Genomic DNA, 22,403 nt, shown 5'->3' on the forward strand with positions numbered 1-22,403 from the left:
CTCCCCCGAGGGGCGGCCCGCGCCCTTGCCTTCCGCCGACCGCTTCGCCAAGTTGAAACCCCGCCATGGCGCCTGCGCTAGGTCGGGCGGATGTCGGCGACGGCATTCCCTTGAGACGTTTTCCAACGACCACGAGTTTTCGAGATGAGAGTCACTGTCGAGCGTGCGGCCCTGCTTCGGTCGCTCGGCCATGTCCACCGCGTGGTGGAACGCCGCAACACGATCCCGATCCTCTCGAATGTGCTCCTGCGCGGCGGTGCCGAGGGCCTGCAGCTCAAGGCCACCGATCTCGATATCGAGGTGACGGAGACGATTCCTGCCGACGTCGTCGATGCCGGCGCCACCACGGTACCGGCCCACGTGATCTATGACATCGTGCGCAAGCTTCCCGACGGCGCGCAGGTCTCGCTCGAGACCAGCGGCGAGACCGGGCAGATGACGATCCGCTCGGGCCGCTCGCGCTTCTCCCTCGGCGCTCTGCCTGAGGGCGACTTCCCCGATCTCGCCGCGGGCGAACTCGGTACCAGCTTCGCGCTCTCGGCCGCCGACCTGAAGCGCCTCATCGAGAAGACGCAGTTCGCGATCTCAACCGAAGAGACGCGCTACTACCTCAACGGCATCTATCTCCACACCCTCGACGTCGATGGAAGCCTGAAGATGCGTGCCGTCGCCACCGACGGCCACCGCCTCGCCCGCGTCGAGATGGACGCGCCGGAAGGCAGCCGCGGCATGCCGGGCATTATCGTCCCGCGCAAAGCCGTGGCCGAGATCATCAAGCTCGTGGAGGATGGCGGCGAGAGCGTCGAGATCGACCTGTCGCCGGCCAAGATCCGCTTCCGCTTCGCTGGCGGCGTCGTGCTGATCTCGAAGCTCATCGACGGGACCTTCCCCGATTACCAGCGGGTGATCCCCACCGGCAACGACAAGCACCTCACCGTCGAGCGCGAGCAGTTCGCCAAGGCGGTCGACCGCGTCTCGACGATCTCGTCCGAGCGTGGCCGGGCCGTGAAGCTCGCCGTGCAGGAGGGCCGCCTCGCCCTCTCGGTGAACAACCCCGATTCCGGCAGCGCGACGGAGGAGCTTGACGTCGATTACGAGGCCGGCGCCCTCGATATCGGCTTCAACGCCCGCTACCTCCTCGACATCACGAGCCAGCTCGACGGCGACACCGCCCTGTTCAAGCTCGCCGATGCCGGCTCGCCGACGTTGATCCAGGACCGCGAGGGCGCCGCCGCGCTCTACGTGCTGATGCCGATGCGAGTGTGACGCGGAGCGATCCTCTCATCAGTCCGGCTACGCTACAGGGCAACGAACCGAGCGGGCAGCTGCGTCTCACCCGCCTGATCTGCCGCGACTTCCGCAACCACGCCGACCTCGACCTGTCGTTGACCCGTCGCTTCGTGGCGCTGGTCGGCGAGAACGGTGCGGGCAAGACCAACCTGCTCGAGGCCGTCTCGCTGTTCTCGCCAGGGCGCGGCCTGCGCCGGGCCGATTTCGCCGGCATGGCCCGCAGCGGCGGCCCCGGCAGCTTCGCCGTCTCGATGACCCTGGCGAGCGATGGAGACGAGCATCGGATCGGCACCGGCTACGAGCCCGCCGGCTTCATCGCGCGTGCTGCGCGGCTGTGCCGGATCGACGGCGCCAGCGTACCCTCCCCGATCGCCTTCTCGGAATTCATGCGGGTGGTCTGGCTGACGCCCGATCTGGACGGCCTCTTTCGCGGTCCGGCCGGCGAGCGCCGCCGCTTCCTCGATCGGCTGGTCCTCGCCGTCGATGCCGCGCACGGTGCCCGGGTTGGTGCTCTCGAACGGGCCCTGCGCTCGCGCAACCGCCTCCTCGACGAGAGACCGGACGATGGACGCTGGCTCGACGCGATCGAACGGGAACTCGCCGAGCTCGGCGTCGCCGTGGCGCTTGCCCGCCGAGAGACCGCCGAGCGCCTCGACAGGCTCATCGCGGAGGGCCGCGACGATGCCCAGCCCTTCCCCTGGGCCGGTGTGCGACTGGAGGGCGATCTCGACGACCTCGTCGCCGTCTGGCCGGCGATCGAGGCGGAGGACCGCTACCGGCAGGCCCTGCGACAGGGCCGCGCCCGCGACCGTGCCGCCGGCCGCACCCTCAACGGCCCGCAGACCACCGACCTCGTGGTGCGTCATGGGCCGAAGGACGTGCCTGCCGCCACCGCCTCCACCGGCGAGCAGAAGGCGCTGCTGATCGGCCTCGTCCTCGCCCATGCCCGCCTCGTCCGGGCGATGTGCGGGATCGCCCCCGTGATCCTCCTCGACGAGGTCGCCGCCCATCTCGACCCGCGGCGGCGGGCCGGTTTGTTCGAGGCGCTGGAGGCCCTCCCGGGGCAGGTCTGGATGACGGGTGCCGACCCGGCCCTGTTCGCCGAGCTCGAAGGGCGAGCGGATGTGATCAGGGTCGCCGAGGGACAGATCGTCGGCGGCTGAGTTCGCGGCTCTTTCAGGCCAGGGCCGACGCGATGTCGGTCCGCGAAAAGTCGTTGCCGACGAAAAGAAGCGGGACATTGTGCGTCCGGGCGCAGGCATAGGCGAAGCAGTCGCCGATGTTGAGTTGCGCAGGGTGGCCCCGGCCCTTTCCGTAGCGAGCGTGGGCGACGAGCGCGATGCGAGCCTCGTCATCAGCGATGGGGACGCAGGCGACGTTTGCTGCTGCCAGAAATCCGCGGGTTTCCGCCTCGCCGTCGTCCACCGTGTATCCACGCTTTCGACAAAGAGCCATCACGGTCTCGAAGACCGCGAAAGCCGACGTGATCGGCTCCTTCGCCAACCGAAGGCGGTCGGCGACCGGCAGGTACCCGGGCTCGGCGAAGAGGATGGCGACAAGGGCCGAGGCGTCAACGAACATCAATCTTCGTAGAGGCTGTCGTAGAACGCCTTGTCCGCTTTCAGCCCGGTATCCGGATAGCTGGCGATTCGATCCTGGATCGGTTTGATGCGTGCGAGAAAATCGGCGAGTGACTCCTCGCGCCGCTTCAGTTCGTTCGTGAGCGCCAGTCGGACCGCTTCCGTCTTGCTGACGCGGACGCGCGATGCCAACTCTTCCGCCAAGCGGTTGACTTCCTCACTTCGGATATTCAGAGGCATGGAATTCACCGTGTGTAGGCAGTCGCAGCATAACGTCTACACGGCGACAATACAACTCCTCGGCGATTGAAAACCTTATTAGCACCGGTCAAAGACACCGCATGACCTCTCGCCTCGACGAAGCCCGGCGCGCCCTCAAGACGACCTTCGGCTACGATGATTTCCGCCCCGGCCAGGACGAGGTGATCGGGGCCGTCCTCGACGGCGCGGACGTATTCGCCGTCATGCCGACGGGCTCAGGCAAGTCGATGACATACCAGTTACCCGCGCTGGTGGAATCCTCGCTCACCGTTGTGGTCTCGCCCCTGATCGCGCTGATGCACGACCAAGTCCAGCAGATGCGCGGCTTCGGCGTCTCGGCCGCGACGCTCAATTCCACGGTGGCAGATGCCGAGGCCCGCGAAGCCTGGCGGATGATCCGGGCCGGGGACCTGCGCCTGCTCTTCGTCTCGCCCGAGCGGCTGATGATGGAGGGTCTGGTCGAGGCCCTGCGCGGGGCCGGCGTGCGGCGGCTCGCTGTCGACGAGGCCCATTGCGTCTCGCAATGGGGCCACGACTTCCGGCCCGAATACCGCGACCTCGCCCGCGCCCGCACCGCCCTCGGCGACGTCCAGACCGTGGCTCTCACCGCCACCGCCGACACCGCGACACGGGCCGACATCACCGAACGGCTGTTTCCCGCCGGCCGCCCGCTCAAGGCCTTCGTGCATTCCTTCGATCGGCCCAATATCCGGCTCACCTTCGCGCCGAAGGACCAGCCGACCCGGCAGATCGAGCGCTTCCTGAAGCACCGCCGCTCGGAGAGCGGGATCATCTACTGCTCCTCGCGCAAGCGCACCGAGCAGCTCGCCGAGGTCCTGGCCAAGGACGGCTTCAACGCCCTGCCCTACCATGCCGGCCTCGACCAGGGCACACGCATGAAGAACCAGGACATCTTCCTGCAGGAAGACGGCGTCGTGATGACCGCCACCGTCGCCTTCGGCATGGGCATCAACAAGCCCGATGTGCGGTTCGTCTGCCATGCCGACATGCCGGGCAATGTCGAAGGCTATTACCAGGAGATCGGGCGCGCCGGCCGCGACGGGCTGCCCGCCGATACGCTCACGCTCTACGGCCTCGACGACATGTCGCTCAAGCGCCGCCAGATCGACGAGAAGGACGTGCCCGACGAGCGCCGCCGGGTCGAGCGGCGCAAGCTCGAGGCCATGATCGCGCTCTGCGAGGGCGCCCTCTGCCGCCGGCAATCGCTGCTCGCCTATTTCGACGAGGCGAGCGAGCCGTGCGGGCGCTGCGACCTCTGCCGCGGCGGCGTCTCCCTCGTCGACGGCACCGTCAACGCGCAGAAGCTGCTCTCGGCGATCGTTCGCACCGGCCAGCGCTTCGGCGCGGCCTATGTCTGCGACGTCGTCCATGGCAAGGAATCCGAGCCGATCCGCCGCAACGGCCACACCGCCCTCAAGACGTTCGGCGTCGGTGCCGACAAGCCGGTCCCGGCCTGGCGCACGATGCTGCGCCAGCTCTTTGCGGCCGGGGCGGTGGCCGAGAACGGCGACGGTTTCGGCGGCCTCTCGGTGACGCAGAAGGGCGAGGCGATCCTGTTCGGCCGGGAGAGCGTCCAGTTCCGGCCCGATCCCGAGCCAAGCCCGGCGCAAGCCCGCGAGCGCCGCCGCGGACCTGCCCGCGAGGATGCCGCCCTCGACCTCGACCCCGCGACCGAGGAGCTGTTCCAGCACCTGCGGGGCCTTCGCGCCACCATCGCCCGCACGGAGGGAATTGCCGCCTTCATGGTCTTCCCCGACCGGACCCTGATCGAGATGGCGAGGACGAAGCCGGTGGATCTCTATGCCCTGCGCACCGTCCACGGGGTCGGCGAGCGCAAGCGGGACGCCTATGGCGAAAGGTTCGTCGAAGCGATCGCCGACCATCTGTCTCAGGCGCCGGCTGCATCCGCGTGATGCCGTTTCGCACTCGCCGGGCGGTGGAGGGATCGTGTAGGGACGTGGTCCGCGTCCGAGCCTGCGACCTCGACGGGCTTGGCCACCGGACGGATCGACCATCTCTCAGGATACCGCGCTGACCGATCTGCCGACCGATCCCACGCTCCAGAAGACCCTGCCCCGGCAGGTCTTCTACATGCCGGGCTTCGATCCGCGCCAGCCGGAGACCTATTGGGGTTTGTTCCGGCGCGAGGCGCGGCTCACCACCAAGCGCCGCGGCACCCCGATCACGGTCGGCGATCCGGTTCGCTCGGCAGATGGGCTGCGGCTCGAATGGCGGCTCGAATCGGCCGGTGTCGAGACCCGCTACACGCTGCTGCGCTGGGACGACATCGTCCGCGCCCGGTTCCCACGGTCGAACTGGCGCCGCATGATCGAGACAGCTTCCCTGTGGCGGCGGTTGTCGCGGAGCGGCTACCTGCGCGCCTTCAAGCGCGAGGCTCGGCGCTTCCATCGCGTCATCACCGGCATCCACCTCATCTACGCCTTCCTCATCCTTCTCAGCCTCGCACTGGCTAGCCTCCTCCTCCTCGTGCCGGCCGACCTCGTCCCGAGGCCCCTCGTCGTCGCTGCAATTCCGGCGGCCGCCTACGTCATCCTGTCCGGGCTGATGCAGCTCACCCGCGGGAAGCCCTTCTTCGTCGCCCATCTCGTCGACGACACCGCTTTCACCCATGCCCATGCCAAGGGGAAGACTCCCGAGATGGAGGCGCGCCTCGATGCCTTCGCGCGTGAGATCCGGGCGGCCGAGGGCAAATTCAGCGAAATCGTCGTCATCGGGCATTCCTCGTCGAGCTTCTTCGGCTTCGAGGCCCTCGACAGGGTGCTGATGGACGATCCGGATTTCGGGCAACGCGGGACGCCGGTCTCTTTCGTCACCATCGGCAGCGTGATCCCCTGGATCACCCTCGATGCCAACGCGGCCTCGACACGCGCCGCCCTGGCCAGGGTCGCCGCCGCTTCGGCGATCGGCTGGCTCGACATCCGGACGAAATGGGACTGGCTCTCGATCTACAAGCGCGATCCCTTGAGCGGCTCCGGTCTTCCTTCGCCCAGGGCGCACCGACCGATCGAGCTCTACGTGCGGATGCCGGATTTCGTCGAGGCGAGAACGCTGTTCCGGCGCCGCTTCAACCTGTTCCAGATGCACTTCCAACTGCTGATGTCGAGCCACAGCCCGCACACCTTCGATTACATCAGCTTCGTCACCGGTCCCGAGCCGATCCATGAGCTGATCCAGAGCTGGCGCAGCATCAAGGCGCAGCCGATGGGGCGCGAGAAGGAGGTCGACGCCTGGTGAAGGGGCGGATTTCCGCAGGGGTCTTCCCCTTGTCCGGCGATCGATTGTTGCCAGCGCCCGCGTTGAGCGACTAGAGGCTGCCATCGGTCCAAAGGCCACGGCGCGCCGCCGATCGAGGGGAGCCGCATGTTCCGCAACGTTGTCCCGATCACTTCCGAGCTCATCAAGCAGCATGGCTTGACCCCGGAGGAGTACGAGCGCTTCCACGGCCTGATCGGCCGCGACCCGACGCTGACCGAGCTCGGCATCGTCTCGGCGATGTGGAACGAGCACTGCTCCTATAAGTCCTCGCGAAAGCACCTGCGCGGGTTGCCGACCACCGGTCCGCACGTGATCCAGGGGCCCGGCGAGAATGCCGGCGTCATCGATATCGGCGACGGCCTGGCCTGCGTGTTCAAGATGGAGAGCCACAACCACCCAAGCTTCATCGAGCCCTATCAGGGCGCGGCGACCGGCGTCGGCGGCATTCTTCGCGACGTGTTCACGATGGGGGCTCGGCCGATCGCGGCTTTGAACGCCCTCCGCTTCGGTTCGCCTGACCATCCGCGCACCCGCCACCTCGTCTCGGGCGTGGTCGCTGGCATCGGCGGCTATGGCAATTCCTTCGGCGTGCCGACGGTCGGCGGGGCCGTCGGGTTCCATTCCCGCTATGACGGCAACATCCTGGTCAACGCCATGGCGGTCGGCCTCGCGAGGACCGACGGAATCTTCTACGCGGCGGCCACCGGCATCGGGAATCCCATCGTCTATCTCGGCTCTAAGACCGGCCGCGACGGCATCCACGGCGCCAGCATGGCCTCGGCCGAGTTCGACGACTCATCCGAATCGAAGCGCCCGACGGTCCAGGTCGGCGATCCCTTCGCGGAGAAGCTACTGCTCGAAGCCTGTCTCGAGCTGATGGCGTCCGGTGCCGTCATCGCGATCCAGGACATGGGCGCGGCCGGCCTCACCTGCTCGGCGGTCGAGATGGGCGCAAAGGGCGACCTCGGGGTCGAGCTTCACATCGAGAAGGTGCCGGCCCGCGAAGCCAACATGAGCGCCTACGAAATGATGCTCTCCGAGAGCCAGGAGCGGATGCTGATGGTGCTCAAGCCCGGCATGGAGGCGGAGGCCGAGGCCATCTTCGTGAAGTGGGGCCTCGATTTCGCGATCATCGGGCATACGACCGATACCCTGCGTTTCGTGATCAAGCACGACGGCGAGGTCATGGCCGACCTGCCGATCAAGGAGCTCGGCGACGAGGCGCCGCTCTACGACCGGCCGCACATCGCCAACACTCACCAGGCGGTGATCCCTGCCGCCGACGTGCCGGCGACCGTGGGCCATGCCGAGGCGCTGAAGCGACTCGTCGGATCGCCGGACCTCTCGTCCAAGCGCTGGGTCTACGAACAATACGACCACTTCATTCTCGGCAATACCGTGCAGAAGCCCGGCGGCGACGCGGCAATCGTGCGGGTCGAGGACGGTCCCAAGGGCCTCGCCCTGACCTGCGACGTCACCCCACGCTATTGCGAGGCCGACCCGGTCGAGGGCGGCAGGCAGGCGGTGGCCGAGGCTTGGCGCAACATCACGGCCGTGGGCGGTCGGCCGCTCGCCATCACCGACAACCTCAATTTCGGCAACCCTGAAAAGCCCGAGGTGATGGGCCAGCTCGTGGGCTGTCTCAAGGGCATCGGCGAGGCCTGCCTGGCGCTCGACTTCCCCGTCGTGTCGGGCAACGTCTCGCTCTACAACGAGACCAACGGCATCGGCATCCTGCCGACCCCGACCATCGGCGGCGTCGGCGTTCTCGACGATGTGACCCGCCACGCCACGATCGCGCTCAAGCAAGAGGGCGACGTGCTGGTGCTCGTCGGGGAGACGGAAGGCTGGCTCGGGCAGTCGGTCTACCTCGCGGTCATCGCCGGCCGCGAGGAGGGAGCTCCTCCCCGGGTCGATCTCGCGCAAGAGCGCCGCAACGGCGACTTCGTGCGCGGGCTCATCACCTCCGGGCGCGTCGACAGCGTCCATGACCTCTCCGATGGCGGCCTTGCCGTTGCACTCGCCGAGATGGCTTTGGCCGGGGGGCTCGGCGCCGCGCTGAGCGATGGACCTACGGATCTGCCGGCCCATGCCTGGCTCTTCGGCGAGGACCAGGGGCGGTACCTCCTGAGCACCAGCATGACGACGGCCCAGGACCTTCTCGCCCGTGCCGGCGAGCTCGGCATCGCGGCCGCGATCGTCGGCAGCGTCGGCGGCTATGGTTTGACCCTGCCGGGCGGCGAGACCATATCGCTGGCGGAGCTGCGCGAGGCCCATGAGGGCTGGCTTCCGAACTACATGGCGAGCCGGCCGGCCGCCGCCTGATCCCGAAGGAGAGATCCCATGCCGATGGATGCGCGCGAGATCGAGGCGATGATCCGCGAGGCGCTGCCCGATGCGACGATCGAGATCAAGGATCTTGCCGGCGACGGCGACCATTACGCCGCCACTGTCATCTCCTCGGCCTTCAGGGGCAAGACGCGGGTGGCGCAGCACCAGCTCGTCTACGGTGCGCTCCAGGGGCGGATGGGGGGCGTGCTCCACGCCCTTGCGCTGACCACGGGCGTCCCGCAGGATTGACGGGTATCAGCAGGGCGTCCCGATGGACCAGCCGAGCCTCTACGACGACGACATCGTGACCTGGGCCGAGCAGCAGGCGGCGGCGGTGCGGGAACTCGCGCGCCGTCCCGATCTCTCCAACATGCTCGATTGGGAAAACGTCGCCGAGGAGATCGAGAGCGTGGGGCGGTCTCATATCCGTGCGGTCGAAGGGCTGCTGATCCAGACTCTCGCTCACCTCCTGAAGCGCATCTCGGCTCCGCTTGCACCGGCAAGCATGCACTGGCGAGAGGAAATCGCGACGTTTCAGGCAACTGCATGGAACGCCTATGAGCCGTCGATGCGTCAGAGACTGAACTGGTACAGGATCTGGAAGACCGCGCTCACCGCAGCGGAAGCCGGCCTGGGCGCTTTTGGAAATCAACTTCTTCCCGGCCTACCCAAGGCTTGCCCGATCGACCCTGAGGACCTTCTCGCGGAGCGCTTCGATATCGATCGCGCTCTGCATACGCTTGCCGCCTCGGTTGCACGACGCTGATCGAGACCGCACATACCATGACGACAGACAAGGATTGAGCAATGACCGACGTCAACACCACAATCAGGAACGAGATCGACTCCCAGGACGTGGTCGTGTTCATGAAGGGCACGCCGCAATTCCCGATGTGCGGCTTCTCCGGGCAGGTCGTCCAGATCCTCAACTACCTCGAAGTGCCGTTCAAGGGCGTGAACGTCCTCGACGACATGGCGGTCCGCGACGGTATCAAGGCCTTTTCGAACTGGCCGACGATCCCGCAGATCTACGTGAAGGGCGAGTTCGTCGGCGGCTGCGACATCACCCGCGAGATGTTCCAGTCCGGCGAGCTGCAGCAGTTCCTCTCCGAGAAGGGCGTGCCGGTGAAGGCCACTGCTGCGTGAGGCGCCTCCATCGCTGCCGCCCGTCTCCGTCATGGAGCGTGCGGCAGCGCTCTTGACCTGTCCTCTCCTGCCTCGCGGCCCGGCACGATTTCGCCATTGTTGAGCCTTAGCCGTTTCCCCCGCGGTGCTCAGCGAAGGATCCGGTTAACCGTCCGTTTACGGTTACCGGTAACCTTGCGGTCACTATGATGTCCGGCGCCATGCGCGGTGCGGCAAAGGTTGGGGACCATCGGGCACATGAAGACGCGAGACCGAGCGCCAACCGCCGTCCGTCGCCGCCGTCTGGTCAGCCGCTCCGTCGCATTGATGTCCGGCATCGCCGCTCTTCTCATCGGGGGCGCGAGCGGAACGCAGGATGCGGTCGCCAACGGCGACACTCGTACCCTCTCGATCTTCCATTCCCACACCAAGGAGAGCGCGACCGTCACGTTCAAACGCGACGGGCGCTACGATAAGGCCGCTCTTGAGCAGCTGAATTGGTTGCTGCGCGATTGGCGCGTCGACGAGCCGACTAAGATGGACCCCCGCCTGTTCGATACCGTGTGGGAAGCCTACCGCTCGGTCGGTTCGTCGGAACCGATCACCGTGGTCTCGGCCTATCGCTCGCCCGGCACGAACTCGATGCTGCGCCGACGCTCGCGCGGGGTCGCCGAGTTCAGCCAGCACACGCTCGGCAAGGCGATGGACTTCTACCTCCCCGACGTCTCGGTCGACCGCATCCGCGCGGTCGGCATGCAGATGCAGCGCGGCGGCGTCGGCTGGTATCCGCATGCGGGCTCGCCTTTCGTCCATCTCGATGTCGGTTCGGTCCGGTCTTGGCCGCGCATGAGCCACGACCAGCTCGCCCGGCTGTTTCCGGACGGCCGCACCGTCCATCTGCCGACCGACAACCGTCCTCTTCCCCGCTACGAGGAGGCCCGCGCCGAGATCCTGGCGCGCGGCGGCACCGTCCTCGGCCAGACCCAGTACGCGGGCGCATCGGACGAGGACGAGGGTCCGAGCCTGAAGGGCTTCTTCGCAGGCCTGTTCGGAAGCAGCGGTCGCTCGAACGACTCGCAAGCCGCGGCGCCGTCCCCCGCGAAGGCGCGGAGCAGGGCTTCGGTCATGGTCGCCAGCGCGGATCCGGAGGACGCCGTCGGCACGCGCGCCGCCCTCGCCTATGCGGCGAGCCCCGATACCGGAAAGGCTGATTCCCTCCGCCGCGACGGACGCGATACGCGAAGCCTGCTCACCGCCGAGACGGCTGCCCCGACCTCACCCAAGGATACCCTCCAGGCCATCATGCCGGCACCGCCGCGCCGGCCTGCCGAGTTCGCCGCCGTCGCTGCCGCCCTGGCGATGCCGTTGCCACCGCCGCGTCCCGCGGTGCAGGTCGCCTCGCTTGGTACGGCAGCTCTTGGTGCGACAGCTCCTGGAACGTCCGGCATGGCTAATGTCGTGCCGCTGCGTTCTTCGGCGCCACCACCCGCTCCGGAGCCCGACCCGCTTCCCGTCTCCGCCCGCCTGCCTGCCGATGCCGACCCGCGCGCGCAATTGCGCTGGCTCTTCGCCGTGGCCGTGGCCCAGTCGATCGACCGGTCGGCACCCGTTGTTCATCTCGCCGTCGCCCATCCGCGCGCCGATGGAGCGCCGGCAGGCCTCGTCGGCCGGCCCGCCGACGCAATCGCCACGCGATTCTCGACGCAGGGCGCCCAAACGCCGGGAACGGCGCGCTTCTCAGGGTCGGCGACACAGGCGATCGTGCCTCGCTGATAGCGAAGATCGGACCTGCTCCGGGTAGCAGGTTGCGATCTGTCGGCGTCCCGAAGGCGAGCGGCATGAACTCGACATCGCCGGGGATGCCAGAACCAACTCCGTAAGACGGAGGTCCGCCGTGTCGCGTTTCAGTTTCACCACCACGCGCTCGATCGTCTTCGAAGCGGGCGCGAGCGCCCGGATTGCCGAGATCCTCGGGACGACCCTCGGGAATCGCATCCTCCTCCTCACCGACGCGGCTTTGCGCGGTCTCGGCCTCCTTGAGCCGGCCCTCGCGAGCTTGCGCGCCGCCGGCATCGATGTGGCGATCTACGACGGCGTCGATTCCGATCCGCCGGAGATCAACGTCGTCGAGGCCGTTGAGCTCGCGAAGACGCACGAAGCCACCGGAATCCTCGCGATCGGCGGGGGCTCCCCGATGGACGTCGCCAAGCTCGTGGCCCTCACCGCGGGCAGCGGGGAGAGGCTACGGGACATCTACGGCGTCGGCTTGGCCAAGGGGCCGCGGCTCCCCCTCGTGCTCGTGCCGACCACGGCCGGGACCGGGTCCGAGGTCACGCCGATTGCGATCGTCACCACCGGGGAGGCCGAGAAGAAGGGAGTGGTCTCGCCCTGGCTGTTGCCGGACGTCGCCGTGCTGGACGCCGACCTCACCCTCGGCCTTCCGTCCCACGTGACCGCCGCCACCGGCATCGACGCGATGGTCCACGCCATCGAGGCCTACACCTCGGCTTCACCGAACAACAATCCGATCTCGCGCGCCCTGGCCCGACAAGCCCTTCGGCTCCTCGGAGCCAATATCAGGACCGCAACCCTGACAGGCGGCGACCGCGAGGCGCGGGGCGGGATGCTTCTCGGATCGCTTCTGGCGGGCCAGGCCTTCGCCAACTCGCCGGTCGCCGCGGTGCACGCGCTGGCCTATCCCATCGGCGGCCACTTTCACGTCCCTCACGGGTTGTCGAACGCCCTCGTCCTCCCGCATGTCCTACGCTTCAACCGCGAGGCCGTCGGAGAGGCCTATGCGGAGATCGCCGCCGACCTGTTCCCCGAACTCGCGGGACGAATTCCCTCAGAGCGCACGAAGGGGTTCATCGACGGAGTGGAGCAGCTCAGCCGGGGACTCGGCCTGCCCCACACCCTGCGTGAGGTCGGCATCGGGCCTGAAGCCCTGCCGAAGCTGGCAAGCGACGCGATGAATCAGACGCGCCTCCTCGTGAACAACCCGCGTGTTCTGACCGAACCCGACGCCCTCGCGATCTATACCGCTGCCCTGTGATCCAACGTCGTACACAAGTGATAGCGCGTCCTTGCCGCTATACCGTATCTCGAGCCTCCGCGGCCTTGGCGCGGATGACGTCGGCCGCCCGCTCGACGCCGGCGCGGTCGACGTCGAGATGGGTCGTTGCGCGGATCTGGTAGCCGCCGATCGCACGCACGCGGATGTCCTCGGTGAGGCAGGCGCGGGCGAACTCGGCCGCGGTGACCCCGAGGCCTTCGACCGAGAAGCACAGGATGTTCGACTGGCCCGCCGTCGGATCGAAGGCGAGGCCTGGGAGGTCGGCGATCCGGTCGTGGAGCAGGCGGATATGGGCATTGTCGATGCTGAGCTGTTCGACGTGATGGTCGAGGGCGTAGAGTCCTGCCGCCGCGAGTACGCCTGACTGGCGCATGGCGCCGCCGAGCCGGTACTTCCAGCGCCAGGCCTCGACGATGAACTTTTCCGAGCCGCACAGAACGGCGCCGACCGGGCAGCCGAGACCCTTGCTGAGGTCGAGCCAGACGCTGTCGAAGCCTTCCGCGTATTCGGCTGCCGGTATGCCCGTGGCGGCGACGGCGTTGAGAAGGCGGGCGCCGTCGATATGCGCTATCAATCCCTGGTCATGGGCGATGTCGCGGATGCGGCGCATGTCCTCCAGACGCCAGACCGAGCCGCCGCTGAAGCTCGTCGTCTGCTCCACCGAGACCAGCGCTGAACGCGGCGCCGTCCGCCCGGGCATGCGGATTGCCGCCTCGAAGGCCTCCGGCGTGTAGATGCCGGCGGGCGTTCGCAGGGGCGCGACTGAAACACCGCCGATGGCGGCGGCGCCCGCGGCCTCGGTGTTGTAGATGTGGGACTGGTCGTCGACGATGATCTCGTCGCCCGCTCGCGTCTGGACCAGGATCGAGACGAGGTTGCACATGGTCCCCGATGGCATGAACACGCCGTCGGCCTGGCCGAGCAGCGCTGCGACGCGGGCGCAGAGCTCGCGCGTCGTCGGGTCATCGTTCGACTGCTCGTCGCCCACGACCGCCCGGGCCATCGCCTCGCGCATTCCTTGTGTCGGCCGCGTCTGCGTATCGCTGTAGAGGTCGATCATCCTGGGGTGTCCCTCGGCTCACCGGACTGGGCGTGGTTCGGGGCGGTTTAGCCGTCTCGGATCGACTGGACCATGCATCCGGTGATCCCGACTCTGCCGACGACCGACGACGAAGAGGGGCGGGACCGATCGCCGCTTCCGTGTTCCCGCTTCTGGAATACCGTATTACGTAGACGGCGACCGACAAGACAATTCGCGTGCATCAGGCTTCGAGGACGGCGACCGATGGCAGTGACGGCTGAGCCTGCGACGAGCCCGCGCGCGGCGGGGCGGAAGGATGCGGGCCTCGCGAGGCGGCTCGCCGAAACACTGATGGGCGAGGTCCGCTTCGACGCCTTCACGCGCGGGCGCTACGCCACAGACGCCTCGATCTACCAGATCATGCCGGCGGGCGTGGTCTTCCCCAAGAGCAAGGCGGACATCGTCGCGACCCTGAAAGTCGCCGCCGAACACGACGTGCCGGTGATCCTGCGCGGCGGCGGCACCTCACAGAACGGCCAACCGATCGGGCGGGGCCTCGTGGTCGATTGCTCACGCCACTTCAACGGCATTCTCGCCTACGACCCGCAAGCAGGCACCATCACGGTGGAGCCCGGCATGGTGCTCGAGCACCTCAATGCGCGGGTGAAGGCCGACGGCTGGTTCTTCCCGGTGGAGCCCTCCACCTCCAGCCGCTGCACCATCGGCGGCATGGCCGGCAACAATTCCTGCGGCGCCCGCTCGCTGCGCTTCGGCAAGATGAGCGACAACGTGCTGGCCCTCGAAGCCCTGTTCCATGACGGCGAGGCGTTCGGTTTCGCCCTGATCGGCGACGACGCCTCGGGCGTGCGGGGCTCGGCGCGGGCCGAGGACCTTGCGCGCCGCATGCTGGATCTCGCGGAATCCGAGCGGGAGGAAATCCTGGCGATGTACCCGCGGGTGCAGCGCCGGGTCGGCGGCTACAATCTCGACGCCTTGATCGAGCCGCGTCCGAACCTCGCCCATCTCCTCGTCGGCTCGGAAGGGACGCTGGCCGCGACGACGAGCGTGACGCTCAAGCTCTCGCGCCTGCCGATACACCGGGTCATGGGCGTGTGCCACTTTCCGTCCTTCCGTGCCGCGATGGAGACCACGAAGGCGATCGTCGACCTGAACCCGGTCGCGGTCGAGCTCGTCGACAACAACGTGCTGGTACTTGGTGCCGACATCCCGCTCTTCCGCACGACGCTCGCCGACATCACCCGGGGCAAGCCGAACTGCCTCCTGCTCACCGAGTTCGCCGGCGAGGATCGCGACGCGCTGATGGGCGACCTGAAGCGCCTCGACGCCTGCATGAGCGACCACGGCTTTGCGAATGCCGTCGTCGAGGTGCCCGAGCCCGCGCGGCAGCGCTCGGTCTGGGAAGTGAGGGAGGCATGCCTCAACATCATGATGTCGACGAAGGGCGACGCCAAGCCCGTCTCCTTCATCGAGGATTGCGCGGTGCCGCTGGAGCACCTCGCCGACTACACCGATGCGGTCACGGACGTGTTCACCCGGCACGGCACGCGGGGCACCTGGTACGCCCACGCCTCGGTCGGCTGCCTGCACGTCCGCCCGATCCTCGACATGAAGCAGGGCGGCGACGTCGCCAAGATGCGCTCCATCGCCGAGGAAGCCTCCGCCCTGGTGCGCCGGTTCAAGGGTTCCTATTCGGGCGAGCACGGCGACGGCATCTCGCGCTCCGAATATGTCGAGCCCCTCTTCGGCGCGCGCCTGACCCGCGCCTTCGAGGCGGTGAAGGACGGCTTCGACCCCGACAACCGCCTGAACCCGGGCAAGATCGTGCGTCCGCTCAAGATGGACGACCGCTCGCTGATGCGCTTCGCGCCGGGCTACGCCGTCACCGAGCCGGTGAAACCAGCCCTCGACTGGTCCGATTGGGGCGGCTTCGGCGGCGCCGTGGAGATGTGCAACAACAACGGCACCTGCCGGAAGCGGGTGGGCGGAGCGATGTGCCCATCCTACCGGGCGACGGGCGAGGAGCAGCACCTCACCCGCGGCCGCGCGAATTCGCTGCGGCTCGCGATCTCCGGCCAGCTCGGGCCCGAGGCCTTCACCAGCCACGAGATGAAGCGGACCCTCGATCTCTGCGTCTCCTGCAAGGCCTGCCGGCGGGAATGTCCCACGGGCGTCGACATGGCCAAGATGAAGGTCGAGTTCCTCCACCACTACCATGCCCGCCACGGGCTGCCCCTCAAGGAGCGCCTGGTCGGCGAGCTGCCGCGCTATGCCGGCTTGGCGGCCAAGCTCGCCCCGCTCCTCAACCTGCGCGACCGCGTTCCCGCCCTGGCGCGGCTGTCGGAGCGGGTGGCCGGGCTCTCGGCGCGGCGGACCCTGCCGCCCTGGCGCCGCCCCTGGCGGGAGCAGGGGGAGGCGGCGCATCCCTCCGACGTCACCGGCGATTTCCGCGACATCATCCTGTTCGGCGACACCTTCAACCGCGCCTTCGAGCGCGAGAATTTGGAGGCAGCCGAGCGGGTGCTGGTCGCGGCTGGCTACCGGCTGCACCGGGTCTTTCCGCACCGGGGCAACCGTCCGCTCTGCTGCGGGCGGACCTATCTCGCCTCGGGCCAGACCGACCGCGCGCGCGCGGAGGCGCGCCGGACCATGGATGCCCTGCTCCCCTTCGTCCGGGCCGGGGCACGGGTCGTCGGGCTGGAGCCTTCGTGCCTCCTCACCTTCCGGGACGAGTTCGCAGCGCTCCTGCCCGGCGAGGACAGCGCCCGGCTCGCTGGTAGCAGCCTGCTCTTCGAGGAGTTGCTGGCCGCCGACCTTGCGGCCGGCCTGATCACGCTGCCCCTCGCCGATCAGGGCGGGCGCGTCGCCCACCTCCACGGCCATTGCCACCAGAAATCCTTCGGCGCGATGGGCGCGGTGGAGTCCGTCCTGCGGGGGGTGCCCGGCCTCGACGTCCGGGTCATCGAATCGAGCTGCTGCGGCATGGCCGGCGCCTTCGGCTACGGCCGCGACACGATCGACGTGTCCTTCGCCATGGCCGAGCTGTCGCTGTTCCCGGCCTTGCGGAAAGCCGGCCCGGACGACCTCGTCGTCGCCGACGGCACGAGCTGCCGGCATCAGATCCACGATGGGCTGGGCTTGCAGGCGCAGCATGTCGCGCGGGTCTTGGATGAGGCGCTGGTCGCGGCCTAGGCCAGGGTCTCGCGAATGATGCCGCGCGCGAAGAAGCCGTCGATCGCCGCATCAGCGTAGCCTGCGTCCCGCAGGATCGCGCGGCTGTGCTCGCCGAGGAGCGGGGACGGGCCGTGCACGCGGCCCGGCGTGTGCGAGAACTTCACGGGAAAGCCCAGCGTCTGCACCGCGCCGATGCGGGTGTGCTCGACCTCGACGACCATCTCGCGGGCCAAGGCCTGCGGATCGCGGTGCATCGCGAGCACGTCGAGGACGGGACCGGCGGGCACGCCGCCTTCCTCCAGCCGCGTGAGCAAAGCCTCGGAGGAGTCCTGTCGAAAATGCGGGGCGAGCGCCGCCGCGAGGGCGGCCCGGTTCTCCATCCGGTCGGCATTGCGGGCGAACCGCGGATCGTCGACCAACACCTCGGCGCCAAGCACCGTAAGCAGGCGCAGCCAGTTGGTCTGGTTGGCCGCGCCCACCGTGATCCAGCCATCGGCAGTCCGGAAGGCCTCGTAGGGGGCGTTGAGCGGATGGGCCGAGCCCATCGGGCCGGGCGCCATGCCCGTCGCCATGGCGATGGCCGATTGCCAATAGGTCAGGGTGATGCCGGCCTCGAACAGCGAGGTATCCACCGACTGCCCCTCCCCCGTCTTCAGCCGATGGGTGTAGGCCGCGAGCACGCCCATGGCCGCGAGGATCCCGGCGGTGATGTCGGTGACCGGCGCGCCGCACTTCATCGGCGCCTCGCCCGGACCAGCGCCTGTCACGCTCATCAACCCGCTCATGCCCTGCGCCACGAGGTCGAAGCCCGGCCGCTCCGCGTAGGGGCCGCTGCGTCCGAAGCCCGAGAGCGCGCAATAGATGAGCTGCGGGAATTCGCGCTTGAGGGTGCCGTAGCCGAGCCCGAGCCGCTCCATCGTGCCGGCCCGGTAATTCTCGATCAGCACGTCGGCATCCGCCAGCAGCCGGCGCAGGATCACGACGCCTTCGGGGTTCTTGAGGTCCAGCGCGATGCCGCTCTTGCCCCGGTTCATCATCATGTAGGCGGCGCTCTCGCCCTCGATCGCGGGCGGTACCGAGCGGCGGGTGTCGTCGCCGCCCTCGATCTTCTCGACCTTGATCACCTCGGCGCCCATGTCGCCGAGCATCAGGCCGCAGACCGGCCCCGCCATGATGTGGGCGAGCTCGATGACCCTGAGGCCGCGCAGAGGCCCCTGTTTTTCCGATGCGCTCCGCGCCATGCTGGCCCTCGTCCGTTCTTGGCCTGCCGCGAGAGGCGCGTTTATCCTCGCGCATCCCGGTCCCAGAGTCGCCGCCTTAAGCCCTTGACGGTTCAAAACGATTGTCGAGCTTGTCCGGTCCCTTGAACCTGTGGAATTTATCATACAAGCTTGCGTTGACGGCGAGGCGAACGTCCCGGCCGGTTGCCAACGACTTCCAAAGCCTCGTACCTGTCGCATGACGATGGTGCCGAAAAGAGCACCTTTCAGAGGAAGACGCCCATGAGACGCTTCGTGAAGGCGGCCGTGCTGGCCGCGGCGCTGCCGGTGGCGTCGGCCCAGGCCTGGGAACCGACGAAACCCATCGAGATCATCGTACCGTTCCCGCCCGGCGGCTCGTCCGACCAGATGGCGCGGACGATCCAGGGCGCGATCCAGAAGAACAATCTCGTCTCGCAGCCGATCATCATCGTGAACAAGCCGGCCGCGGCCGGCGGCGAAGCGATGCTCGACATCCAGAAATCGGCCGGCGACCCTCACAAGCTGATCACCACGTCGAGCGGCATCTACATGACCCCGCTCGCGACCAAGCTCCCGGTGAGCTGGAAGAACTTCACGCCTGTGGCGATGATGGCCCAGGACGCCTTCCTGCTCTGGGTGAATGCGAGCCAGCCCTACAAGACGGCCAAGGACTTCGTTGAAGCGGCCAAGACTGCGAACCCGCCTCTGAAGACCGGCGGCAACGGCTCGAAGCGCGAGGACCACCTGATCTCCGTCACGATGGAGCAGGCGGCCGGCATCAAGATCACCTACATCCCCTACCAGGGCGGCGGGCCGTCCTCTGTCCAGCTCGCGGGCGGGCATATCGACGCCAACATGAACAACCCGGCCGAGGAGATCGCCAATTGGCGATCCGGCGCCGTCAAGCCCCTCTGTGTGTTCTCGGACAAGCCCCTGACCTACACGCAGAAGATCACTGCCGACATGGCATGGTCCGACGTCCCGACCTGCGTGTCGCAGGGGCTCGATGTGAACTACCAGATGCTGCGCGGCATGTTCATGCCGGGCAAGGTCACGCCCGAGCAGCAGGCCTTCTATGTCGAGCTCTTCCGGAAGGTGTCCGAGACGCCCGATTGGAAGGCCTATGTCGAGCGCAACGCCCTCGTGCCCGACTTCCGCTCGGGCCAGGCCTTCGTCGAGTTCCTCACGACCGACGAGCAGAAGCACAAGGACCTGATGGGCAAGGCCGGTTTCATCGGCACCAACTGAGTCCTGTCGCGGACCCGGCCCGCCGGGTCCGCCTCCTCTCTCCCCAAACGAGTTGATGATGGCGGATGCCTCTGACACGGCTCCCGAGGCCGGCCTGTCGCGCCGGATCGTGGAGATCATCGTCGCCCTGATCCTGATGGCGCTCTCGGCGATGGTGCTGTGGGATTCCTACGAGCGCGGGGCGGGCTGGGACGGCGGCCCGCAGAACGGGTTCTTCCCGGCCCGGGTCGGTTGGATCCTGCTCATCGCCGCAATCGCCGCCTTCGTGAGCGCCATCCGGCGCGAGGACAGCGTCTTCGTCACCTACGGCCAGCTTCGCCTGGTCGGCTCCGTCTTCGCGCCGCTGTTCCTCTATGTCCTCGCCATCGAGTTCCTCGGCATCTACGCCGCCTCGGCCCTGTTCATGGCCGTGTTCATGGTGATGCTCGGCGAGTTCCGGTGGTGGCAGACGCTGCTCGCGGTAATCGCCGTGCCGGTCGTCTGCTTCTGGGTGTTCGAGATCCAGTTCCGGTTGTCCCTGCCCAAGGGGCCGGTCGAGGCGATGCTCGGCTTCTAGATCAGTCAGAAATAAGTTCAGGAAACCGCCATGGACGATCTCAACCAGCTCCTGTTGGGCTTCCAGGTCGCTTTGTCCTGGACCAACGTCATGTTCATGGTCGTCGGCGTGCTGCTCGGCATCGTCGTCGGCGTATTGCCAGGGCTCGGCGGCCCCAACGGCGTCGCGATCCTGCTGCCGCTCACCTTCGGCATGGATCCCACCTCGGCGATCATCCTGCTGTCGTCGATCTACTGGGGGGCACTGTTCGGCGGCGCCATCACGTCGATCCTGTTCAACATCCCCGGGGAGGCGTGGTCCGTCGCCACCACCTTCGACGGCTACCCGATGGCGCAGCAGGGACGAGCGGGCGAGGCGCTCACGGCGGCCTTCACCGCCTCCTTCATCGGCGCGCTCTCGGGCGTGGTCCTCATCACCTTCGTGGCGCCGCTGGTGGCGAAACTCGCCCTGCGCTTCGGGCCGGCCGAGTTCTTCGGCGTGTTCTTCCTGACGTTCTGCTCCTTCATCGGCATGGGCAAGGAGAACAAGGCCAAGATCGTCGCATCCCTGGCAATCGGGTTCCTCCTCGCCGCGGTCGGCCTCGACACCATCTCGGGCGATCTGCGCCTGACTTTCGGATCGAGCGAGCTCATCAAGGGCTTCGACTTCCTCGTGGTCGTGATCGGCCTGTTCGGCGTCTCCGAGATTCTGCTCACCATCGAGGAGGGACTGCACTTCAAAGGAAAGAAAGCGGCGATCGATCTCAAGGTGGTGTTGCGCACCTGGGCCTCGCTGCCGCGCTACTGGGCGACCCTGATCCGCTCCTCGATCGTGGGGATGTGGATGGGCGTGACCCCGGGCGGCGCCATCGCGGCCTCCTTCATGGGCTACGGCCTCGCCAAGCGCTTCTCGCGGAACCCCGAGAATTTCGGGCGTGGCGAGATGGAGGGCGTGCTCGCACCCGAGACCGCCGCCCATGCCGCCGGCACCTCGGCGCTGCTGCCGATGCTGGCGCTCGGCATCCCGGGCTCGGCTACCGCGGCGGTGCTGCTCGGCGGCCTGATGATCTGGGGCCTCCAGCCCGGCCCGCTCCTGTTCATCGAGAACAAGGAGTTCGTCTGGGGCCTGATCGCCTCGATGTATCTCGGCAACATCGCAGGGCTGCTGATCGTGCTCGCCACCGTGCCGGTCTTCGCCGCGATCATGCGCATTCCGTTCGCGCTGGTGGCGCCGATCATCCTGATCGTCTGCGCCATCGGCGCCTACACGGTGGAATCCTCGCGCTTCGACATCTGGCTGATGCTGATCTTCGGTGTCATCGGCTACGTCTTCAAGAAGCTCGATTATCCGCTCGCGCCACTCGTCCTTGCCATCGTGCTCGGCGACCGCGCGGAGGACGCTTTCCGGCAGGCGCTCCTCGGCTCGGGCGGCAACCTCTCGGTCTTCTTCTCGAACGGACTCGTCTCGACCCTGATGGTGATGGGGCTGCTGCTGCTGTTCTGGGGACCGCTCAGCGCTGGCCGCCGCCTCGTCATGCGCAAGGTGACACCGACACGTTCGGCGCCGGCCTCATCCTGAGGCGGGCTGACCGGCCGTGAAAACCGCTGAAGACGAGAACCGCGAGGGATGAGCCGCCGTACGGCCGGACACCGCTGAACCGCACGTTTTCGGGGGCTGCCTGGTGGAGCTGAGCGGGATCGAACCGCTGACCTCCGCAGTGCGATTGCGGCGCTCTCCCATCTGAGCTACAGCCCCGTTCCGAGGTCGGAGCGTTCTATGCTTTGGCGCCTTGGCCTGTCAATTCCGTAAAATTTCCTCCGTCACCGCGCCGTCGGCGCGCCGAGGACGGACGGACCGGGGACATCAGATTCGCGCATGAACGCCTTCATCTGGCTCTTCGACACCGTGATCCAGCTCTATATCTACGTCTTGATCGCCAGCGCGGTCTTGAGCTGGCTGGTGGCCTTCAACGTCGTGAACGTGCGCAACCCGATCGTGTCGCAGATCGGCGAGGTGCTCTATCGGCTGACGGAACCGGTGCTCCGGCCGATCCGCAACATCTTGCCCAATCTCGGCGGTGTCGACCTCTCGCCGATCGTCCTCGTGCTGCTGCTCCTGTTCGCGAGCAGGCTGCTCCACGAGTTCCTGCCGGTGCAAACGACGGTCTACACACGCTGATCGTCGGCACACCTGCACGGACCGAATCTTC

19 protein-coding genes and 1 tRNA gene are annotated in these 22,403 nt (G+C 67.6%); 15 read left to right on the plus strand and 5 right to left on the minus strand.

Annotated elements, in window-relative coordinates; genetic code table 11:
* Positions 1-144: 144 nt before the first annotated feature.
* Together dnaN and recF are read left to right on the plus strand one after the other, a co-directional pair.
* A complete protein-coding gene (gene dnaN, locus K2Y56_RS09920; RefSeq protein ID WP_292507208.1) occupies positions 145-1,266 on the plus strand; it encodes a DNA polymerase III subunit beta in 1,122 nt (373 codons plus the stop codon).
* 17 nt (positions 1,267-1,283) lie between these two features.
* Entirely contained in the window at positions 1,284-2,453 is a 1,170-nt protein-coding gene (gene recF, locus K2Y56_RS09925; protein ID WP_292507277.1) for a DNA replication/repair protein RecF, read from the plus strand.
* 13 nt (positions 2,454-2,466) lie between these two features.
* On the opposite strand, the gene K2Y56_RS09930 is transcribed toward recF, so the two are convergent.
* Positions 2,467-2,871, minus strand: a complete 405-nt coding sequence (locus tag K2Y56_RS09930; RefSeq protein ID WP_292507209.1) for a type II toxin-antitoxin system VapC family toxin — start codon at positions 2,869-2,871, stop codon at positions 2,467-2,469.
* The gene (locus K2Y56_RS09935) at positions 2,871-3,110 is read right to left on the minus strand and encodes a type II toxin-antitoxin system VapB family antitoxin (protein WP_292507210.1); all 240 of its coding nucleotides are present in this window, start codon (positions 3,108-3,110) and stop codon (positions 2,871-2,873) included. The genes K2Y56_RS09930 and K2Y56_RS09935 overlap by 1 nt, the downstream gene beginning before the upstream one ends.
* Positions 3,111-3,211: 101 nt before the next feature.
* On the opposite strand from K2Y56_RS09935, the gene recQ reads away from it, so the two are divergent.
* The 8 genes from recQ to K2Y56_RS09975 all read left to right on the plus strand — a co-directional run bounded on the left by recQ (position 3,212) and on the right by K2Y56_RS09975 (position 12,936).
* Positions 3,212-5,065 carry a DNA helicase RecQ gene (gene recQ / locus K2Y56_RS09940; protein ID WP_292507211.1) on the plus strand — a complete coding sequence of 618 codons (1,854 nt, stop codon included), beginning with the start codon at positions 3,212-3,214 and terminating at the stop codon, positions 5,063-5,065.
* Positions 5,066-5,243: 178 nt separating this feature from the next.
* Positions 5,244-6,407: a hydrolase gene (locus tag K2Y56_RS09945; RefSeq protein WP_292507212.1), complete on the plus strand. Its 1,164-nt coding sequence runs from the start codon at positions 5,244-5,246 to the stop codon at positions 6,405-6,407.
* A 126-nt stretch (positions 6,408-6,533) separates the two neighbouring features.
* Positions 6,534-8,753, plus strand: a complete 2,220-nt coding sequence (gene purL, locus K2Y56_RS09950; RefSeq protein WP_292507213.1) for a phosphoribosylformylglycinamidine synthase subunit PurL — start codon at positions 6,534-6,536, stop codon at positions 8,751-8,753.
* Positions 8,754-8,771: 18 nt separating this feature from the next.
* The gene (locus tag K2Y56_RS09955; RefSeq protein WP_292507214.1) at positions 8,772-9,008 is read left to right on the plus strand and encodes a BolA family protein; all 237 of its coding nucleotides are present in this window, start codon (positions 8,772-8,774) and stop codon (positions 9,006-9,008) included.
* Positions 9,009-9,030: 22 nt separating this feature from the next.
* Positions 9,031-9,525: a DUF29 domain-containing protein gene (locus tag K2Y56_RS09960; RefSeq protein WP_292507215.1), complete on the plus strand. Its 495-nt coding sequence runs from the start codon at positions 9,031-9,033 to the stop codon at positions 9,523-9,525.
* A 41-nt stretch (positions 9,526-9,566) separates the two neighbouring features.
* Positions 9,567-9,905: a Grx4 family monothiol glutaredoxin gene (gene grxD / locus K2Y56_RS09965; protein ID WP_292507216.1), complete on the plus strand. Its 339-nt coding sequence runs from the start codon at positions 9,567-9,569 to the stop codon at positions 9,903-9,905.
* 237 nt (positions 9,906-10,142) lie between these two features.
* Entirely contained in the window at positions 10,143-11,657 is a 1,515-nt protein-coding gene (locus tag K2Y56_RS09970; protein WP_292507217.1) for a DUF882 domain-containing protein, read from the plus strand.
* 121 nt (positions 11,658-11,778) lie between these two features.
* Positions 11,779-12,936 (plus strand): iron-containing alcohol dehydrogenase, encoded by a 1,158-nt coding sequence (locus K2Y56_RS09975; RefSeq protein WP_292507218.1) that lies wholly within the window; start codon positions 11,779-11,781, stop codon positions 12,934-12,936.
* Positions 12,937-12,973: 37 nt separating this feature from the next.
* Here the strand turns inward: K2Y56_RS09975 and K2Y56_RS09980 are convergent, their stop codons facing one another.
* Positions 12,974-14,017: a threonine aldolase family protein gene (locus tag K2Y56_RS09980; RefSeq protein ID WP_292507219.1), complete on the minus strand. Its 1,044-nt coding sequence runs from the start codon at positions 14,015-14,017 to the stop codon at positions 12,974-12,976.
* A gap of 225 nt (positions 14,018-14,242) precedes the next feature.
* Here K2Y56_RS09980 and K2Y56_RS09985 point away from each other — a divergent pair, with 225 nt between their 5' ends.
* A complete protein-coding gene (locus tag K2Y56_RS09985) occupies positions 14,243-17,188 on the plus strand; it encodes an FAD-binding and (Fe-S)-binding domain-containing protein (RefSeq protein ID WP_292507220.1) in 2,946 nt (981 codons plus the stop codon).
* Here K2Y56_RS09985 and K2Y56_RS09990 read toward each other — a convergent pair.
* Positions 17,185-18,411, minus strand: a complete 1,227-nt coding sequence (locus tag K2Y56_RS09990) for a CoA transferase (protein ID WP_292507221.1) — start codon at positions 18,409-18,411, stop codon at positions 17,185-17,187. The genes K2Y56_RS09985 and K2Y56_RS09990 overlap by 4 nt on opposite strands.
* Before the next feature lie 261 nt (positions 18,412-18,672).
* Between K2Y56_RS09990 and K2Y56_RS09995 the strand changes: the two genes are divergently transcribed.
* The 3 genes from K2Y56_RS09995 to K2Y56_RS10005 are packed head-to-tail and all read left to right on the plus strand — an operon-like array spanning position 18,673 to position 21,772.
* Positions 18,673-19,659: a tripartite tricarboxylate transporter substrate binding protein gene (locus K2Y56_RS09995; RefSeq protein WP_292507222.1), complete on the plus strand. Its 987-nt coding sequence runs from the start codon at positions 18,673-18,675 to the stop codon at positions 19,657-19,659.
* Between the two features lie 58 nt (positions 19,660-19,717).
* Complete coding sequence (locus K2Y56_RS10000) at positions 19,718-20,215, plus strand: tripartite tricarboxylate transporter TctB family protein (protein ID WP_292507223.1); 498 nt, start codon at positions 19,718-19,720, stop codon at positions 20,213-20,215.
* A gap of 30 nt (positions 20,216-20,245) precedes the next feature.
* Positions 20,246-21,772 carry a tripartite tricarboxylate transporter permease gene (locus tag K2Y56_RS10005; RefSeq protein ID WP_292507224.1) on the plus strand — a complete coding sequence of 509 codons (1,527 nt, stop codon included), beginning with the start codon at positions 20,246-20,248 and terminating at the stop codon, positions 21,770-21,772.
* Positions 21,773-21,873: 101 nt separating this feature from the next.
* On the opposite strand, the gene K2Y56_RS10010 is transcribed toward K2Y56_RS10005, so the two are convergent.
* A tRNA-Ala gene (locus K2Y56_RS10010) sits at positions 21,874-21,949 on the minus strand.
* A 120-nt stretch (positions 21,950-22,069) separates the two neighbouring features.
* Between K2Y56_RS10010 and K2Y56_RS10015 the strand changes: the two genes are divergently transcribed.
* On the plus strand, positions 22,070-22,372 hold the full coding sequence (locus K2Y56_RS10015; RefSeq protein WP_292507225.1) for a YggT family protein: 303 nt from the start codon (positions 22,070-22,072) through the stop codon (positions 22,370-22,372).
* Positions 22,373-22,403 lie beyond the last annotated feature (31 nt).

This window comes from Methylobacterium sp., from assembly GCF_019745455.1.
GTDB lineage: Bacteria > Pseudomonadota > Alphaproteobacteria > Rhizobiales > Beijerinckiaceae > Methylobacterium.

Excerpts from the sequence above, each read along its gene's own strand:
- dnaN (WP_292507208.1), top strand. The coding sequence starts at position 145 with ATGAGAGTCACTGTCGAGCGTGCGGCCCTGCTTCGGTCGCTCGGCCAT.
- K2Y56_RS09930 (WP_292507209.1), bottom strand. The coding sequence starts at position 2,871 with ATGTTCGTTGACGCCTCGGCCCTTGTCGCCATCCTCTTCGCCGAGCCC.
- K2Y56_RS09935 (WP_292507210.1), bottom strand. The coding sequence starts at position 3,110 with ATGCCTCTGAATATCCGAAGTGAGGAAGTCAACCGCTTGGCGGAAGAG.
- recQ (WP_292507211.1), top strand. The coding sequence starts at position 3,212 with ATGACCTCTCGCCTCGACGAAGCCCGGCGCGCCCTCAAGACGACCTTC.
- K2Y56_RS09945 (WP_292507212.1), top strand. The coding sequence starts at position 5,244 with ATGCCGGGCTTCGATCCGCGCCAGCCGGAGACCTATTGGGGTTTGTTC.
- purL (WP_292507213.1), top strand. The coding sequence starts at position 6,534 with ATGTTCCGCAACGTTGTCCCGATCACTTCCGAGCTCATCAAGCAGCAT.
- K2Y56_RS09955 (WP_292507214.1), top strand. The coding sequence starts at position 8,772 with ATGCCGATGGATGCGCGCGAGATCGAGGCGATGATCCGCGAGGCGCTG.
- K2Y56_RS09960 (WP_292507215.1), top strand. The coding sequence starts at position 9,031 with ATGGACCAGCCGAGCCTCTACGACGACGACATCGTGACCTGGGCCGAG.
- grxD (WP_292507216.1), top strand. The coding sequence starts at position 9,567 with ATGACCGACGTCAACACCACAATCAGGAACGAGATCGACTCCCAGGAC.
- K2Y56_RS09970 (WP_292507217.1), top strand. The coding sequence starts at position 10,143 with ATGAAGACGCGAGACCGAGCGCCAACCGCCGTCCGTCGCCGCCGTCTG.
- K2Y56_RS09980 (WP_292507219.1), bottom strand. The coding sequence starts at position 14,017 with ATGATCGACCTCTACAGCGATACGCAGACGCGGCCGACACAAGGAATG.
- K2Y56_RS09985 (WP_292507220.1), top strand. The coding sequence starts at position 14,243 with ATGGCAGTGACGGCTGAGCCTGCGACGAGCCCGCGCGCGGCGGGGCGG.
- K2Y56_RS09990 (WP_292507221.1), bottom strand. The coding sequence starts at position 18,411 with ATGGCGCGGAGCGCATCGGAAAAACAGGGGCCTCTGCGCGGCCTCAGG.
- K2Y56_RS09995 (WP_292507222.1), top strand. The coding sequence starts at position 18,673 with ATGAGACGCTTCGTGAAGGCGGCCGTGCTGGCCGCGGCGCTGCCGGTG.
- K2Y56_RS10000 (WP_292507223.1), top strand. The coding sequence starts at position 19,718 with ATGGCGGATGCCTCTGACACGGCTCCCGAGGCCGGCCTGTCGCGCCGG.
- K2Y56_RS10005 (WP_292507224.1), top strand. The coding sequence starts at position 20,246 with ATGGACGATCTCAACCAGCTCCTGTTGGGCTTCCAGGTCGCTTTGTCC.
- K2Y56_RS10015 (WP_292507225.1), top strand. The coding sequence starts at position 22,070 with ATGAACGCCTTCATCTGGCTCTTCGACACCGTGATCCAGCTCTATATC.